Annotated in this window: 13 protein-coding genes; 2 read left to right on the top strand and 11 right to left on the bottom strand. The window is 71.2% G+C overall.

Annotated elements, in window-relative coordinates; all coding sequences use genetic code 11:
• Positions 1–26: 26 nt before the first annotated feature.
• The 8 genes from ACIRJT_RS09585 to ACIRJT_RS09550 are packed head-to-tail and all read right to left on the bottom strand — an operon-like array spanning position 27 to position 7,864.
• On the bottom strand, positions 27–920 hold the full coding sequence (locus ACIRJT_RS09585) for an ornithine cyclodeaminase family protein (protein ID WP_403906741.1): 894 nt from the start codon (positions 918–920) through the stop codon (positions 27–29).
• Positions 917–2,143, bottom strand: coding sequence for an aminotransferase class I/II-fold pyridoxal phosphate-dependent enzyme (locus ACIRJT_RS09580; RefSeq protein ID WP_403906738.1), 1,227 nt, complete (start codon positions 2,141–2,143; stop codon positions 917–919). The genes ACIRJT_RS09585 and ACIRJT_RS09580 overlap by 4 nt, the downstream gene beginning before the upstream one ends.
• A complete protein-coding gene (locus ACIRJT_RS09575; protein WP_403906735.1) occupies positions 2,143–3,057 on the bottom strand; it encodes an alpha/beta hydrolase in 915 nt (304 codons plus the stop codon). Before ACIRJT_RS09575 ends, ACIRJT_RS09580 begins: the two co-directional genes overlap by 1 nt.
• Positions 3,054–3,944 (bottom strand): hypothetical protein, encoded by an 891-nt coding sequence (locus ACIRJT_RS09570; RefSeq protein WP_403906733.1) that lies wholly within the window; start codon positions 3,942–3,944, stop codon positions 3,054–3,056. Before ACIRJT_RS09570 ends, ACIRJT_RS09575 begins: the two co-directional genes overlap by 4 nt.
• A gap of 14 nt (positions 3,945–3,958) precedes the next feature.
• The gene (locus tag ACIRJT_RS09565; RefSeq protein WP_403906731.1) at positions 3,959–4,819 is read right to left on the bottom strand and encodes an HpcH/HpaI aldolase/citrate lyase family protein; all 861 of its coding nucleotides are present in this window, start codon (positions 4,817–4,819) and stop codon (positions 3,959–3,961) included.
• Positions 4,816–5,763, bottom strand: a complete 948-nt coding sequence (locus ACIRJT_RS09560) for an isopenicillin N synthase family dioxygenase (protein ID WP_403906728.1) — start codon at positions 5,761–5,763, stop codon at positions 4,816–4,818. The genes ACIRJT_RS09565 and ACIRJT_RS09560 overlap by 4 nt, the downstream gene beginning before the upstream one ends.
• Positions 5,760–6,263, bottom strand: coding sequence for a MaoC family dehydratase (locus ACIRJT_RS09555; RefSeq protein ID WP_403906725.1), 504 nt, complete (start codon positions 6,261–6,263; stop codon positions 5,760–5,762). Before ACIRJT_RS09555 ends, ACIRJT_RS09560 begins: the two co-directional genes overlap by 4 nt.
• Positions 6,260–7,864, bottom strand: coding sequence for a 2-isopropylmalate synthase (locus ACIRJT_RS09550; protein ID WP_403906723.1), 1,605 nt, complete (start codon positions 7,862–7,864; stop codon positions 6,260–6,262). Before ACIRJT_RS09550 ends, ACIRJT_RS09555 begins: the two co-directional genes overlap by 4 nt.
• Before the next feature lie 314 nt (positions 7,865–8,178).
• Here ACIRJT_RS09550 and ACIRJT_RS09545 point away from each other — a divergent pair, with 314 nt between their 5' ends.
• The gene (locus ACIRJT_RS09545) at positions 8,179–9,573 is read left to right on the top strand and encodes an MFS transporter (protein WP_403906721.1); all 1,395 of its coding nucleotides are present in this window, start codon (positions 8,179–8,181) and stop codon (positions 9,571–9,573) included.
• An 81-nt stretch (positions 9,574–9,654) separates the two neighbouring features.
• Entirely contained in the window at positions 9,655–13,170 is a 3,516-nt protein-coding gene (gene car, locus ACIRJT_RS09540) for a carboxylic acid reductase (RefSeq protein WP_403906719.1), read from the top strand.
• Between the two features lie 99 nt (positions 13,171–13,269).
• On the opposite strand, the gene ACIRJT_RS09535 is transcribed toward car, so the two are convergent.
• From ACIRJT_RS09535 to ACIRJT_RS09525, 3 genes are all read right to left on the bottom strand, one after another.
• Positions 13,270–14,175, bottom strand: coding sequence for an LLM class flavin-dependent oxidoreductase (locus tag ACIRJT_RS09535; protein WP_403906717.1), 906 nt, complete (start codon positions 14,173–14,175; stop codon positions 13,270–13,272).
• Positions 14,176–14,357: 182 nt separating this feature from the next.
• Entirely contained in the window at positions 14,358–15,746 is a 1,389-nt protein-coding gene (locus ACIRJT_RS09530) for a uracil-xanthine permease family protein (RefSeq protein ID WP_403906715.1), read from the bottom strand.
• A gap of 184 nt (positions 15,747–15,930) precedes the next feature.
• The gene (locus ACIRJT_RS09525; RefSeq protein ID WP_403906713.1) at positions 15,931–17,160 is read right to left on the bottom strand and encodes an MFS transporter; all 1,230 of its coding nucleotides are present in this window, start codon (positions 17,158–17,160) and stop codon (positions 15,931–15,933) included.
• Positions 17,161–17,237 lie beyond the last annotated feature (77 nt).

Raw genomic sequence — 17,237 nt, 5'->3', positions numbered from 1 at the left:
CGTTCCGGTCAGTGCTGACCGCTCGGTCAACGGTGTGGCCGCGCCACCAGATGGGCGCAGGTGATGAGGTCCAGCGAGGCGTGCCCGGTGGAGCTGAAGACGGTCCGGCGGCCGTCGAGTCCGGGATGCGCGCCGGTCTCCAGGGACTCCAGGTCGATCGCCGTACGGTGGATCTCCCCGGCCTCGGCCACGGCGATCGCCCTGTCCTCGACGACCAGCGTGGCGGCGGCCAGGAGCGAGCGGGGCAGCTCCCGGGACTCGGTGGTGTGCGCGCCCATGCAGTTGATGTGCACGTGCTCCGGCAGATCGGCGGCGATCGGCAGCGGACGTACGGAGGTCGTCGCCGTCGAGACGACATCCGCTCCCGCGGTGGCCTCCTCGGCCGACGCGTGGACCAGGGCGCGCACGTCCGGATCCGCGCGCCGGATGCGCTCGCACAAAATCGCGGCGTGCTCGGGGGTACGGGAGTGGACCCGCACCTCGGTGATCCGGCGCACCGCCGTCACCCCGAGGTACTGCTGCCAGGCCTGCACCCCCGATCCGACGATCCCGAGGACGGCGCTGCCCGGGGCCGCGCAGACGTCGGTGACCAGCGCTGTCACGGCCGCGCACTTGAGGTTGGTGACGGCCGCGCCGTCCAGCACCCCGAGGAGCTCCCCGGTCGTGGTGGAGAACACCGGGACCACGGACGTCACGGTCGGCCCCGGACCGTCGGTGATGGTGGCGGTCTTGTTGACGCACAGCCCGTGATCGGCGCTGACAGCGGGCATGGACAGGAATCTGGTGCCGCGGCCGTCGTCGACGACCTGCCGCAGCGGCACGGCCATCCTCCGCACCGCGCCGCTGCGCAGGCTCTCGCGCATCAGCGCGGCCACGGCCGCCACGTCGGACGCGTCGTGCTCCGTGCCCGCGGGGGTCATGCGAGCTCCCCCAGTACGTCGAGGAGGTCCGCCGCGAAACGTTCGGTCAGCTCCGCCGGCATGTCGCCGCGCAGCATCATCCGCACACCCGCCTGCCCCTGCGCCACGATCGGGAAGAACATGGCGGAGCAGTAGTAGCCGCGCCGGTAGAGCTCGGTCGACAGCCGTACCGCCCGGTCGTTGTCGCCGACGGTGACGAACTTGATGTGTGATCCGGCGCCCCGCAGGCCGTGGTCGCGCAGCCGCTCGTCGAAGAGGGCGATGTTCTGGGCGAGGCGCCGCTGTCGCAGGCCGAGCTCCGGGCTCCGGTGGACCTCCAGGGCCCCGAGGGTGGTGCCGACCGCTGCGGTCCGCAACCCCTGGGACCAGGCCAGCGGCCCGGACCGGTAGAGGAGTTCGAACATCTCGCGGTCGCCGACCATGGCGATGCCGCCGGTGCTGCCGAACGCCTTGGCGATCGAGGCGACGACGATCGTGCGGGAGCCGAGGGTGTCGAACACGGTGCGCGCGTATCCCTCGCCGCGCTCGCCCACGGCCGATAGCGCGTGGGAGTCGTCGAGGTAGACGAACATCCCGTAACGGTCCTGGAGGTCCTTGATTCCCTTCAGGTCCGCCTGCCCGCCGGTGGAGTAGGCGCCTTCGGCGACGTAGGCCACCCGCGGATACCGCTTGCAGACGTCCTCCAGGTACTGCATGTCGTTGTGCGGACAGGTCAGCACCAGCGTCTCGTCGGCGAGAACGGGCTTGAGGAAGTTCAGGGAGAAGTGCGCGAACCGGTCGAAGACCACGACGAGGGGCTCGCCGTCGGTGAGATGCCCGGAGGCGAGCAACGGCAGGATCGCCGAGCTGAGCACCCCGCAGGACACCGAGGGCAGGACATGGGCGCCGAAGTGCGCGGCGAGCTCTTCCTCCAGCCGTTCCATGATGCCGAGCCGGATCCGGAACTCGCCCATGGACAGCCCGGTGATCCGCTCCTGCTCCAGCGCGGCCCGTCCGGCCTCGACCACCGCGGGGTGGCTGTTGAGGCCCAGGTACGAGCAGGACGACAGGTTGGCGAACTCGTGCCCGGTGCGGATGTCGCGCAGCCGGTTCTGCCCTTCGACGGCCTCGACCACGAGCCCGAGCATTCCGTGCTCGCGGGACAGGCCCCACGCGGCCTCACCCGCGGGCACCATCTTCCGGTTGTTGCGGTACCGATGGGGCCCGGTGATGTCCTCGGTCATCACGCCCCCGTCGCCCGGTCGCGGAGCCAGCCGCCGAGCCGGCTCACGGCCTCGCGGGCCTTGGCCAGGCGCGAGTGGTGGAGGTGCCAGACGTGCACCATGCCGGGCCAGACCTCCAGCACACCGGTGCCTCCCGCGCGCCGCAGCCCGGCCGCGAACCGCTCGGCGTCGCTGCGCAGGATCTCGCGGCTGCCCACCTGGAGGAGTACCGGGGGCAGACCCGCGAGCTCCCCGAACAGCGGGGAGACGTACGGATGCGTGCGCGGGGCGCCCGCCAGGTACGACGCGGACACTAGGTCCACGACCGGCTTGCTGAGCATGGGATCCTCGTGCTCCAGGGTGTGATAGCTCTCCCCGCTGCCCGTGAGGTCGGTCCACGGCGAGACACAGGCCGCCGCGGCCGGGACCGGCAGCCCCGAGTCCCGCAGCTTCAGCAGCATCGCGAGCATCAGGCCGCCGCCCGCCGAGTCGCCCGCGAGAACCACGTCACCGGCGGCGACCCCGTCGGCGAGCAGACTCCGGTACGCGGCCACGGCGTCGTCGAGCGCCGCCGGATAGGGGTGCTCGGGGGCTCGCCGGTAGTCCACGAAGAACATCGGGCAGCGGGCCGCGCGGGCGATCTCGGAGACCATGTGACCGTGGCTGCGCAGCGATCCGTACGCATATCCGCCGCCGTGCAGGTAGAGCCCGGTCAGGGTGCCCTCCGCGTTCGGCGGGGTCAACAGGTGGCCGCCGTCGCGCTGTTCGACCACGATGTCATCGGCGATCGGCGCGCCCCAGGCGTCGTAGAACACCCGGGCGTCGTCGATGTCCAACGGCCAGTCGCCCGCGGCGAGGGCCGCGAGGAGCTTGTCGAGCTCCTCGCGGTCGCTCTCGGACAGGGACGGCACGCTGTATTCCGCGGACGTCGTCACCGGTTCGTCCCGACCGGGTCGATACCGCGGTGGAAGCGCTCGCGGGCGGCCGCGTCCGGCACCTGGAGGCTGGGCTGCGGGATCTCCAGGCGATAGTGCCGGTACCACTTCGACAGCTCGACACCCTCGGCGAACTGGTACTCCAGGTGCCGGATCGGGCGGCGGGCGGGCCGGGTGGAGTCGGTGGGGCGGGGCTCGGAGCCGGCGTGCGCGAGCCCGCGGTCCACCTCGTTCAGCAGGACGACCATGACCAGGTCGGCGGAGAGGTCGGCCTCCACGGCGGCGGCGTACCCGGCCAGGACCGGCCCGGCGTGCTCCTCCTTGACCGCGACGTTGTAGCTGTGCGGCATCAGTTCGAGCAGATCGGCGGGGGCGACCCCGGTCTCCTGGCAGTAGGCCCGGGTGTCGCAGACCATCGGGGTGCCGTGGGTGATGTTGGTGTTGGGCCCGTAGATGTTCCCGATGAACGGTGTGGCGGCGTCGAAGTGCACGCACTTGGTCGTCAGGAACTCGCGCTCGGTGGTGTGGTCGCCGTTGGGCGTGAAGTGCGTGTTCTTGTTGTACCCGTCGACGTCCATGCCGGCGATGCGGTCGTAGTCCATCGCCACGGGGCTGAACCGGGAGACGTCGACGTGCTCCCCGAAGCCGCGGAACAGCGATTCGAGGTAGTCGCGGGCGATCGCGGCGTCCTGCTCCTTGTGGACGTCGAGCCCGTGGTGCGCCAGCGTCCTGGCGACGCCGAGGCAGACGGCCACGCCGTCGCCTTCGGCGACCAGCCGCACCAGTTCCAGGACGAGTTCGTCCCCGACGGCCCGGAGCCGGCCGTCGGCCAGCTGGGTCGGGTGGGTGGAGACGTCGATGACGGCGTGCTGCGGAAGCTTCTTCACGGGGTTCCCCTGGGCTAGTTGGTGCGGGCGGTCCGGCCGGTTTCGGCGGGTGCGTGGAGTGCGAGCATGCGTTGGGCCCGCAGCACGAACGGTGGGGCGAGTACCCGGTCCTCCTCGACCGCGAAGCCGTAGGACGTGGAGTGGTAGTCCTCGACCACGCTGCGGTACTCGGCGATCTTGTCCGGGCCGACGGTGAACGTCTCGGCGATGGTGTCGACCTGCCGGGGATGGATGGCCGCCTTCCCCGTGAATCCGGCGTCACGGGCCGCCCGGCACTGCGCCGCGACGACGTCGAGGTCGTGCAGTTCGAACGAGTTGGTGTCGATCGCGGGCACGCGGTACTTGGCCGCCGCGGTGCAGAGCCGGGCCCGCGCGTGGTCGAGGTAGAAGGCGTTCTCGGCGTACAGGTCTGCCGTCAGATCCGCCTGTCCGAAGCAGAGGCCGTCGCTGACCGCGGCGATCTCGACGGCGTTGTCGACGGCGTCGACGCTTTCGATGAAGCTGCAGATCTCCGGCGGCTTGGAGGTGTGCGACAGCAGCGACCGGTAGATGGCCACGTCGCCCGCGCCGGCGATCTTGGGGATGAAGACCACGTCGAGAGGTACGCCGCCGATGGTGGCGTCCATCTCGATCAGCGCCCGCAGGTCCGCCAGGCCGTCGGGCGTCGCGATCGTGTTCACCCGCATGCCGAGTGCGGGCAGACCGGACCCGCTGAGGTCCGCCCGCGCCAGCAGCTCGCGGGCCTCGGCCTTCCTGGCCGGATGGATGGAGTCCTCCAGGTCCAGGACCAGCATGTCGGCGCGGACCCGGCCGGGCCGGGCGACCGACGCCAGCAGCAGCGCAGGGGTGTAGAGCAGGCTCGCGTACGACTTCACCGCGCGTCTTCCCTTCCGAACAGCAGGTTCATCTTCTGGAGGGAGTAGTCCTCGTAGCGGATGGGCTCGTACTTCGCGGGCCGGTCCGACGCGAACTTGGGGAAGCACTCGATGACGGTGTCGTCGTTGGCCAGCTTGAAGAACACGATGGACTGCCGCCGCCGGTCGGCGAGCCGCACCCGGTGCGGCGTCGACACGTACTCGTCGTTCGACCAACGAGCCATCAGGTCACCGATGTTGACGATGAAGCTGTCGCGCTCCGGGACGTCGATGTCCAGCCAGCGGCCGGAGCGGTCCCGGAGCTGGAGGCCCGGGCCGTCCTGGGTGAGCAGGGTGATCAGCGTGCCGTCCGTGTGCTGCCCCATGCCCTGGTCGTTGAGGAACTCGGGGGCGACCCCGGGGTAGAGGTGCGAGCGGAGCGAGTCGTTGGAGGTGTTCGTCCGGGTGGCGAAGAAGTCGCGGGGCAGGTCCAGGGCGAGGGCCAGCAGCTCGGCGATCCGGCCCGCCACGGTCTCGCAGGCGGCGAAGTACCGCTTCAGGGAGGCGCGTAGCTGTGCCCCCGACTCGTCCTCGGGGAACGGAAGCTTCTCCTCGTCGTCCAGGATCAGCCTTCCGGTGCTGAACTTCTCGACGTAGTCCGCCGGCATTCCCGGTTTCCCGGTGTAGGCGTAGGCGTTCTCGGAGAGGAGGGCGCTGTACCCGTAGGGGCTGTAGTCGTTGTCGCCGCGCGCGGTGGAGGTGCTCATCGGGAACTCGCGCTTCCTCTCCAGCGGGAGGCGGAAGAAGCGCAGAGAGGCGTCGTAGGCGTCGTCGAAGACTTCGCGGGCGATGCCGTGTCCGCGTACGACGAAGAACCCGGTCCGCCGGCAGGCGTCGGATATCTCCTCGGCGGTCCCGTGTTCGGGGCCGGGCCGCTCCGGAGCCAGGTCGATGACCGGAATCATGGGTGTGCCTCCTGCTTGGGGACGAGAATCGTCCGCTCGAAGTCGATGACCGTCAGGTCGTCCTGGTTCCGGCCGATGGTGTGGACGGTCACGATTCCCTGTTCGGGGCGTGTGCCGGACTCGCGACGGGAGACGATGCGGGTCTGTGCGTAGAGCGTGTCGCCCACGAACACCGGGGCGGTCAGCCGCACCTTGTCCCAACCGAGGTTGGCGACGCACTTGGCGCTGATGGTGGAGACGGTCATCCCGTTCACGATCCCGAAGGTGACCAGACTCGAGACGACGATCCGGCCGAACCGGGTCTGCTCGGCGTAGACGGCGTCGATGTGCAGCGGATGCTGGTTGAGGCAGAGCAGCGAGCTCCACACGTTGTCGGTCATGGTGATCGTCCGGCCCGGCCGGTGTTCGACCACCTCGCCGGGGACGTAGTCCTCGTAGACCATCCCGCTGTCCTCCCGGTAGATACCGGGGCCGACCGTGTGGAAAGAGTTGTTCTTCACTGGTCTCCTTCGTGCATGCCGGCCCGTAGCAGCGCGGAACGGGCGGATCTGTGTGCCGCGTCGGCGGCGGTGGCCGCCCGGCCGAGCCCCCAGACGGTGCGGCCGCCGGTTTCCGCCGCGACGAGGCAGGTCATCGGTCCGCCGCTCGCCGCCGAGCCGGTGAACCGGGGCGGGGTGAACCCGACACCGTGCTCGGCGGCGAGCCGTGCGAGGATCGCGGCACCGTCCCCACCACCGTCGGCGGCGGGCAGCGCGGGCGAGTCGTCGAGGCAGTAGGTCTCCAGGAGCAGCCGCCAGATCTCCGGCGGCTCCAGTTCGCGCCGCAGGGCGTCGGCCGCGGACTGGACCACGGCCGCGAAGTCCCGCCGCAGTTCCGTCGGCAGGTCGACACCCCAGCCCGCCTTGAGCACGTAGGCGATACCGCCCTTGCCCGACTGGCCGTTGACCCGGATGATCGCCTGGTAGTCGCGGCCGACGTCCTTCGGATCGATGGGCAGGTAGGGCACCTGCCAGGGCAGGTCGCCGACGTCCCTGCCCTCCCGTTCGGCCTGTTCGGCCAGTGCGGCCAGCCCCTTGGCGATGGCGTCCTGGTGGGTGCCGGAGAAGGCGGTGTAGACCAGATCGCCGGCGTAGGGGTGGCGCGGGTGCACGGGCAGCCGGTTGCAGTCCTCCACGATCGCGCGGACGGCGTCGATGTCGGAGAGCTCCAGCCGGGGATCGACCCCGCTGCTGAACAGGTTGAGCGCGAGCGTCACCAGGCAGACGTTCCCGGTGCGTTCACCGTTGCCGAACAGGGTGCCCTCGACCCGGTCGGCCCCGGCGAGCACGGCCAGTTCCGCCGAAGCGACGGCGGTGCCCCGGTCGTTGTGCGGATGGACGGAGAGGATGATCGCGTCACGCCGGTCGAGGTTGCGGTGCATCCACTCGACCTGGTCGGCGAAGACGTGGGGCGAGTGGGTCTCCACGGTGGTCGGGAGGTTCAGTACGAGCGGCCGGTCCGACGTGGCCTCGACGACCTCGGCGACCCGGTTCGCTATCTCCAGAGCGAGCTCCGGCTCGGTCACGTTGAAGGTCTCGGGCGAGTACTCGAACCGGATGTCGGTATGGGGCTCACGCTCCGCCAGGCGCACCAGGTGCTGTGCGCCGTCGACAGCCATGCGCAGGACCTCGCGCGGCGACATCCCGAACACGACCTCGCGCCACAGGCAGGCCGTCGCATGGCACAAATGAACCACGGCGCGGTCGGCTCCGCGAATCGCGTCGAAGGTTCGCTCGATGAGTTCCGGGCGGGCCGGAGTGAAGACGGAGACCGTGACGTCATCCGGAATTCCGTCCTTGGTGGCCAGTTCCCGGACGAAATCGAAATCGTGCGCGCTGGCGGCCGGATATCCGACTTCTATGTCTTTGAAGCCCGTCGCCACGAGCAGGTCGAACATCCGCTGCTTCCGGCGCATGTCCATGGGGTCGGCCAGCGCCTGGTTTCCGTCCCGGAGGTCGACCGAGGCCCAGATGGGAGCCCGGTCGAGTACGGCGTCCGGCCACCGCCGTGACCAGCCTGAAGTGGGAGAAGTGGTGTCCCGCGCATAGCGGTGGAACGGCATGGGCGACGGGCGCTGTGGAATTCCCCGGAACTCTCGGGAAAAGGACAATGGTGTTCCCCCCTGCACTTCCAGGCTGTGCCCTCTGGTGATTCGCAGCGGTCTGAGGCTATGGAGGGTCAGGCCCCATGGGGAAGTGGACCATTCTCTATACCTGACCCTGGAATCGGACGATTCAGACATCGCGGCCGGCCCGGCCGACTGCGTGGTTGACGCTGCGCGTTTTGTCACTAGGGTTTCGCAGTATTGTCGGCATCAATTCACCGGCTCATGCGCGCTCACGCGAACCCATGCGAACTCATGCGAAATGGCAGGCCATGGCCGAATCCACCAGTTTCGACAACCGCACGTCCGACACCGGCCCCGCGGCCCTGCGGCCCGGCCGCGTCCTGGCGGTGGCCTGTCTGGCGCACGGGATGATCGTCGTCGACACCAGCATCCTCCACGTCGCGATCCCGGCGATCCGCGACAGTCTCGACGCGAGCCTTCCGACGATGCAGGCCGTCGTCACCTCCTACGTGGTCGTCATCGCCGGCCTGATGCTGGCCGGAGCCGCGGCGGTGGGGCGCTACGGCGCGGTGCGGATGTTCCGGCTCGGGGTCGTGCTGTTCGGGGTGGCCTCCGTGCTGTGCGGCCTCGCCCCCAACGGCCCCGTGCTCGTCGCCGTACGGGCGGCCCAGGGGCTGGGCGCGGTGCTCGTCATGCCCGCCACGCTGGTGATGCTCACCGACACCTACCGGGAGCCCGGCAAACGCGCCAAGGCCATCTCCATCTGGTCGATGGTCGCCGGGAGTCCGGTCGCTTTCGGCCCCACGCTCGGGGGCGCCCTGGTCGCGTCGGTGGGCTGGCGGAGCATCTTCTGGATCAACGTGCCCATCGTCCTGGTCGTCCTGTGGCTCTCGGCACGGAACATGCCCCGGGTCGAACGGTCCACGTCCAGGGAACCGCAGGACGTGCCGGGCCAGTTGCTGTCCGTCGTCTTCCTCGGCGGCCTCGCGCTGGCGCTCGCCGAGGGCCAGGAGCTGGGATGGACGCGGCCCCTGCCCGTGGTGGCGGCGGTGGCGGCCCTGGCCGCGTTCGCCGCGTTCGTGGTCCGCCAGCGCCGCTCCGCGTACCCCATGATCCCGGCGGACCTGTTCCGGGCGCCCGGGTTCCGCGGCTACGTCGCGGTCGGCCTGCTGCTCTTCGTCGGCTACAACGGGCTGATGTTCACGCTCAGCGTGTTCCTCCAGCAGGTGCGGGGCTACGACCCGGTCACCGTCGGGCTGTTCTTCCTGTCGTCCGCCCTGCCGATCACCTTCATGCCGCTGGCCGCGGGGCGCTTCGCCGCCAAGTACGGCGCCCGGGCCGTGCTGGGCGCCGGCGTCCTGCTGTCGCTGCTCGGCGCGGTGGTGCTGGCCGCCGTGGGCGCCACCCCGGTCGGCACCTGTGCCGGGCTGGCGTTGATCGGGTTCGGTTTCGGCCTGGTGACCGTGCCGCAGATCACCCTGACCCTGTCCGCCGCCCCCGAGCACCGGTCGGCCATCGCCTCCGGACTGATGTCGGCGGGCCGCTCGACCGGATCCCTGATCGGGGTCGCCCTGCTCGCCGGCCTCCAGTCGGGAGGCGGCATCGCCGCGCCGGCGTTCGCCCTCGTCGCCGTCTACACCCTGATGGGCCTGGCCGCCCTCCTCGGCGGCCGGGCCAAGCCCGCCGACGCGACGTCCGGCTGAGGGCTGTGCCACCGGGCCGCACTCCGCCCCGCACGCGCGCTCGCAGCTGATCCCTCGCACTCCACACACACCGGAGCCCTCATGTCCGAGCATCAGGCAGGTCACGACGTCGCATCAAGGATCGCGGCCCTGCACGCGGATGATCCCGAGTTCGCCGCGGCGGTACCGTCCCCCGACGTCGCCGACGCGATGGGCCGCCAGGACGGCCTCATGGGGGTGATCAAGGCTGCCATGCACGGGTACGCCGACCGGACGGCCCTCGCCCGCAGGGCCGGCCGTATCGTCCGCGACCCCGCCTCCGGCCGGCACACCCGTGAACTCCTGCCCGCCTTCGACACGTTGACCTACGCCGAGCTGTGGCAACAGGTCGGCCGGCTGGCGGCCGCCTGGGCCGACGGCACCGACGGCGTGCGCGCCAAGGACTTCGTCGCGACCCTGGGTTTCACCGGTGTCGACTACGCGGTCATCGACCTGGCCTGCATGTACCTGGGTGCGGTGTCGGTGCCGCTGCCCACCGGCTCGTCCGCCGCACGGCTGGCTCCGGTGGTCGCCGAGACGGGGCCGAGGATCCTCGCGGCCGACGTCGCCTCGCTCGACGCCGCGGTCGGCGCCGTCCTGACATCCGCGTCCATCGAGCGCCTGGTGGTCTTCGACCACGACCCCCGGGTGGACGACGACCGGGAGGCGATCGCGTCGGCCCGCGGCAGACTGAGCGGGCGGGCAGAGGTGGTCTCGCTGGTGGACGAGGTGGACCGGGGCGCCCGGCTGCCCGCCGCGGAACCGTACGAGGACCGGGATCCGGACCGGCTGGTGGGACTGATCTACACCTCCGGAAGCACGGGCACGCCCAAGGGCGCGATGTACACCGCCTCCATGATCACGAGGATGTGGCAGAACGCCCGCGGCGGGCTGAACGCCGGAGGCGGCAGCGGGACCCCGGTGTTCGTGCTGCACTACATGCCCATGAGCCACGTCAACGGCCGCGCCTGGCTGGTCAACGGCCTCGCCGCCGGCGGCACCGGCTACTTCGCGGCCCGCGGCGACATGTCGACGCTGTTCGACGACGTCAGCCTGGCGCGTCCCACCGTACTCAGCCTGGTGCCGAGGATCTGCGACATGGTGCACCAGCGGTACCAGTTGGAGGCGGACCGCCTGGGCCGCACCGGCACACCCCGCCCGCAGGCCGAGGCGGCCGCGTCCGCCCGGGTCCGCGACGGCATGCTCGGCGGCCGGATCGTCTTCGCCCTGTGCGGCAGCGCGCCTCTGTCGGAGGCGATGCACACCTTCACGGCCTCGCTCCTCGGCACGCCGATCATCGACTGCTACGGGTCGACGGAGACGACCCGTGCCATCGTCGTCGACCAGGTGGTCCGCTGCCCGCCGGTGACCGGCCACCGGCTGGCCGACGTCCCCGAACTCGGGTACTTCAGCACCGACAAGCCCTACCCCCGCGGGGAGTTGAGGGTGAAGTCGGTCGGGCTGTTCCCCGGGTACTACCAGCAGCCCGAGGTCACCGCCCGCGCCTTCGACGAGGACGGCTACTACCGCACCGGCGACGTCTTCGCCGAGACCGCGCCGGGCCGTCTGGTCTACGTCGACCGGATGAACAACGTGGTGAAGCTGTCCCAGGGCGAGTTCATCGCCGTGTCCGGCCTGGAGGCGCTGTACGCGACCAGCCCGGACATCGCGCAGATCTATGTGTACGGCAGCAGCGAGCAGGCGTTCCCGCTGGCGGTGGTGGTCCCCGACGCCGAGCGCCTGGGGCGGTCCGACGACGACGCCGTACGGACCGCGGTCCTGGATTCCCTGCGGGAACTCGCCCATGGCGCCGGCCTGCGCGCGTACGAGATCCCGCACGACGTCGTCGTCGAGCGGGAGCCGTTCACGGTGGTGAACGGGCTGCTGTCGGGGGTCGGCAAGATTCTGCGGCCCGCCCTGAAGGAGCGCTACGCACCGCGACTGGACCGGCTGTACGCGGACATCGCGGCCGGCCGGGCGGGCCAGATCGCGGCACTGCGGGCCGCGGGTGGGAAGGTCACGCCGCTGGACGCGGTCCGCGCCGCCGCGCAGATCACCCTCGGCTGCCCCTCGTCGCTGGTCCGGGCGGAGGCCGCCTTCACGGATCTGGGCGGCGACTCCCTGTCGGCACACACCTTCTCGACCGTCCTCGAACAGATCCTCGACGAGGAGGTGCCCATCCAGGTCATCCTCCAGCCCTCCTCGACGCTGGCCCGCATAGCGGAGCGGCTCGGCCCGGCGCGGGACGCCCGGGAGGGGCGCCCCACCTTCGCCTCCGTGCACGGAGGCGACGCGCACGAGGTGAGAGCCGCCGATCTGGCGCTCGACCGCTTCGTCGACGGGCGGGTCCTGGCCGCCGGGCGCAGAGCGCGGGTCGGCCCGCCCTCCGTTCGGAACGTCCTGGTCACCGGGGCGACCGGGTATCTCGGACGGTTCCTGGCGGTCGACCGGCTGCGGCGCGTCCGCGAGACGGGCGGCCGGCTGACCTGCCTGGCCCGGGCCACCGACGACGGGGCCGCACGGCAGCGCGTGCTCGCATGCCTGCGCGCCGCGGTGGCCGACCCCACCGACTGGTTCGACGCGGCCGCGGAACGGCATCTGAGGGTGCTGGCCGCGGATGTGTCGGCGCCACGACTGGGCCTGGCGGAGACGGCCTGGGAGTCGCTGGCCGAACAGACCGACCAGATCGTGCACGCGGCGGCGCTGGTCAACCATGTCCTGCCGTACCGGAGCCTGTTCGCACCGAACGTCGCCGCGACGGCGGAGCTGATCGAGCTGGCGCTCACCGGCCGGGCGAAGCGGTTCGCCTACGTGTCGACGGTGGCCGCCGCGATGCTGCCCGACGGCTCGTTCCTCGACGAGACGGCCGACATCCGCACGGCGTCCCCGGTACGGCCACTGGACGACTCCGACGCGAACGGTTACGCCACGAGCAAGTGGGCGGGCGAGGTCCTGCTGCGCGAGGCGCACGAGAGGACGGGCCTGCCGGTCACGGTGTTCCGGCCGGACATGATCCTGGCCCACAGCAGCCTGCCGGGCGGGCTGAACCTGACCGACCGGTTCAGCCGGCTGCTTCTGAGTGTTCTCACGACCGGCATGGCGCCGCGCTCCTTCTACGGGCTCGACCGGGACGGAGGCCGTTCGCGGGCGCACTACAGCGGCCTGCCGGTCGACTTCACCGCCGCGGCGATCACCGCGCTCAGCGCCGGGAACGAGGACGGGTACGTCACCTACAACACGGTCAACGCCCACGACGACGGCATCTCCTGGGACGCGTTCGTGGACTGGCTGATCGACGCGGGCCACCCGATCGCCCGGTTCGACGACCATCGGCAGTGGCACATGCGCGCCGAGGCGGCTCTGCGCGGTCTGCCCGACCACCAGCGCCGGCTGTCGCTGCTTCCGCTGATGGGGGCGTACGCCCGGCCGGGCGTACCGAGGGCGGGCTCCGCCGTGCCGGCCACCCGGTTCAGCACGGCGGTCGGTGACCTCGGGGTGGGGGAGGGGCGTGTGCCGTCGCTCTCTCCTCCGTACATCGCCAAGTGCGTGGCCGACCTGAGGCTGCACGGTCTGCTCTGAGCGGTGTCCGCCGGGTCCGGCCTCCGGTACGGACCCTGCCCCGTCCACGATCGCGGTGGACGGGGCAGGGAAGGGCCGCGAGGCGCGGCAAGGGGGTGCTCAGCTGTTGGCGGGGGCGATCTCCTCGATGACGTGGCGGGGGCTCGCGAAGAACCCGGACTCGCGCGGGTAGTGGACCACGATGTCGGTGAAACCCAGCTCGGCGCACCGTCCCGCGACGTCCGCGAACGCCTGTGCGGACTCCGTCGTCGGCAGCAGGGAGAATCCGGTCAGCAGCGTACGGTCCAGGGACTTCGGGTCGCGGCCCTCCCGTTCGCACGCCGCGTCCAGCTGCTCCATGCGTCGCGCGAGCACCGACCAGGTCCAGGACGCGGTCCGCTCCTGCCTGGGCACGTCCCCCTGGTCGGTGACGACCCATGAGGCGCCGTACCGCGCGACGGTCCGCATCCCCAGCGGACCGTTCGCCGCCAGCACGAAGGGCACCCTGGGCCGCTGCACGCAGCCCGGCTCCAGCCGGGCGTCGACGGCCTCGTAGTAGCGGCCGATGAAGGTCGTCCGCTTGCGGCCGTCGGGCGTTCCGGTCAGCAGCCGGTCCAGGAGTTCCACGGACTCGCGGAACCGGCCGCCGCGTTCGTGCACCGACCAGCCCTTGCCGCGCTCGCCCTGGCCCAGCACGAAGGCGTCGGCGTCCGGCGAGCCGGAGCCGAAGCCGAGGACGAAGCGGCCCTCGCTGATGGCGTCCAGCGTGACGACGTCATGGGCGAGGGGTACCGGGTGGCGGTAGTTCGGCGACGTCACCAGCGTGCCGATCCTGATGCGCGAGGTGACCCCGGCGGCGGCCGCCAGCGTGGGCATCGCGCCGTACCAGGCGCTGTCCGGCAGTCCGGCCCAGGTGATGTGGTCGTAGCTGTAGGCGGCGTGGAAGCCCAGCTCCTCGGCGTGCCGCCAGCTCGCGGCCGCTTCCCCGAACGGACGGTCGGGCAGGATACAGACGCTGATGCGCACGGCGGACTCCAGATTCCTTGCTTCTGCTTCCTCAAGGCTCCCGACAGTACTGATCCCGCGCCTCGGCGCGGAGTCAGGAGATCTCTAGACCGCACCCTCGAATCCGGCCAATGCGGCACGTCCGACGGGAGGCGACCGCCGGCACCGCCTCAGGCGTCTCGGCCCGCCGGCGGAGTCCGTGATCACGATCCGCCCGGCAGGCCCCGGTCGTACCCCGGGTCGTCCGATGCGGTGAGCGGCGGTTCGGTCTTCATGTGGGCGGGCGCCAGGGCCCGGAGGGCGTGGTAGCCGACGACGACGATCAGCGTGCCCAGCGCGATGCCGCTCAGCTCGAAGTTGTCGGTGAGCTTCAGGCTCACGTTGCCGATCCCCACGATGAGCCCCGCGGCCACGGGCACGAGGTGCAGCGGGTTGGACAGGTCGACGCGCGAGCGGACCCAGATCTGGGCGCCGAGCAGGCCGATCATGCCGTAGAGGATGACGGTGATCCCGCCGAGGACACCGCCGGGGATGGCGGCCACGACGGCGCCGAACTTGGGGCAGAGACCGAACAGGATCGCGAACCCGGCGGCGCACCAGTAGGCGGCGGTCGAGTAGACGCGGGTGGCGGCCATGACGCCGATGTTCTCGGCGTACGTCGTCGTCGCGGGACCGCCGACCGACGTCGCCATCACGGTGGCCGCGCCGTCGGCCATGATCGCCGTGCCGAGCTTGTCGTCCAGCGGGTCGCCGGTCATCTCGCCCACGGCCTTGACGTGTCCGGCGTTCTCGGCGATGAGCGCGATGACGACGGGCAGGGCGACGAGAACCGCGGAGAGGGAGAAGCCCGGGGCGTGGAGGGTGGGAAGGCCGATCCAGTCGGCCTCGGCCACCCCCGAGAGGTCGAGGCGCCAGTGGTCGACCGATTCGGCACCTCCGGCGGGGGAGTGGATCTTGCCGAAGACGCGGTCGAAGACCCAGGAGACCAGGTAGCCGAAGGCGAGGCCGAGGAAGATCGCGATACGGGACCAGAAGCCTCGCAGCACGACGAGGGCGAAGCCCGTGAAGAGCATGGTGAGCAGCGCGGTCCACTGGTCCTGGGGCCAGTAGGTGCCGGCCGTGACGGGAGCCAGGTTGAACCCGATCAGCATGACCACCGCGCCGGTGACCACCGGCGGCAGGATGGTGTGGATGACACGGGCGCCGAGGGCGCGGATGGCCGCCCCGCACAGGAAGAGGACCGCGCCGACGACCAGCAGCGCGCCGGTGAGGGTCGCCGCGTCGCCGCCCTGGGTCTGGATGACGGCGGCCACGCCGATGAACGACAGGCTGCTGCCGAGATAGCTGGGGATGCGGCCACGGGTGATGAGCAGGAAGAGGATGGTGGCCGCACCGGATGCCATGACGGCGAGGTTGGCGTCCAGACCCATCAGGATCGGGGCGACGAAGCAGGCCCCGATCATCGAGACCACATGCTGGGCCCCGAGGCCGGCGGTGCGCCCCCAGGTGAGCCGTTCGTCCGGCCTCACGATCTCGCCCGGTGCGAGGTTCTTCCCGTCGCCGTGCAGTCTCCAGCGCACGCCGAGACTCATGGTTGCTCCCTGAAGGTCTGCTCGGTGTGCCGGCCGGTCTGCGACCCGGTGTTCGGTGTTCACCTGCGGAAAAGATCAGCGCCATGGTAGTGGTGCGGCGAGCGGCGGCGGCACGGAGGTCGGCCCGTCGCGCGCCGCACCACGTCCCGCCGCCGCGGCCCCCGAGCGCCGCCGCCCTGCCCCGTCAGCTCCCGGTCGCGCTCTTCGTCGTCGTACCGCTTCCGGCCGCCGAGCCGGTGACCTTGCGGTCGGCCGACCGCAGCACCCCGGCGCCCAGCACCAGGCCGAAGGCCAGCGCCGTCACCACGCCGAACGACACCACCAGGGAGGTGGCTTCGGCCAGCGACCCGATCGCGGAGGGGGCGATCAGGCTGGAGGTGTACGTGATGGTGGCGACGCCCGCGATGGCCTGACTCGGGTTCGACCCGCTGCGCCCGGCTGCCGCGAAGGCCAGCGGGACCACGACCGCCACACCGAGGCCCAGCAGAGCGAAGCCGCACATCGCGGCCGCGGGGGACGGCGAGAACACGACCAGCAGTCCGCCCGCGGTGGCCATCAGGCCGCCGGTGCGCACCGTGCGGACCGCGCCGAACCGGTCGACGATCCGGTCCCCGGCGATCCGGGCCAGGGCCATCGTCAGGGTGAACGCCGTGGTGGACGCCGCGGCGAGACCGTCCGAGCTGTCCAGGACATCCCGCAGGTAGACCGCCGACCAGTCCAGGCTCGCGCCCTCCGCGAACACCGCGCAGAATCCGATCGCGCCGATGATCAGGGCCGACTTCGGCGGCAGCGTGAAGCGCGGCGGCGGTTCCTCGTCCGGGCGGCTCTGGAGATCGAGGACGCCCCGGCAGGCGATCAGCCCCGCAGTCGTGAGCACCAGGGCGGCGACGGTGTGGTGCAGACGGGCGTCGGTCGCGGTGTGCGCGGCGACGGTGCCCGCCGCCGAACCGATCAGCGCGCCCACGCTCCACATGCCGTGCAGGCCCGACATGATCGACTTGTCGAGACGGTTCTCCACCTCGATGCCCAGCGCGTTCATCGCCACGTCGGACATCCCGGCGGTCGCCCCGTAGACGAACAGCGCAGCGCACAGCGCGACCAGGCTCGGTGCGAGCGCGGGCAGGATCAGCGCCAGCGTCCACAGCGCCAGCAGCGTCCGCAGGGCGGTCCGCGCGCCGAACCGGTGGCTGATCCGGCCGGCGAGCGGCATCGCGATCGACGCGCCGATCGCCGGGAAGGCCAGCGCCAGACCGAGCTGGCCCGCGCTCACTCCGGCGTGGTCCTGGATCCACGGCACCCGGGTCGCGAAGCTGCCGGTCACCGCCCCGTGGACGGTGAAGACGGCGGCGATGGCGATCCGCGCCCGCTTCACCTGCTCCGTGCTGTAGACCGTGACGGTCGGGTCGTCTCTCATGCCGTCGTGTCCCTCCCCTGGGAATTCTCGGGTGCCGGTGGTCCCGGCGCTCCCGTGCGACGATGCGGGCCGTAAAC

The organism is Streptomyces sp. NPDC102283 (genome assembly GCF_044766265.1).
Lineage (GTDB): Bacteria > Actinomycetota > Actinomycetes > Streptomycetales > Streptomycetaceae > Streptomyces.
This window is presented reverse-complemented; position numbering and strand designations above follow the sequence as displayed.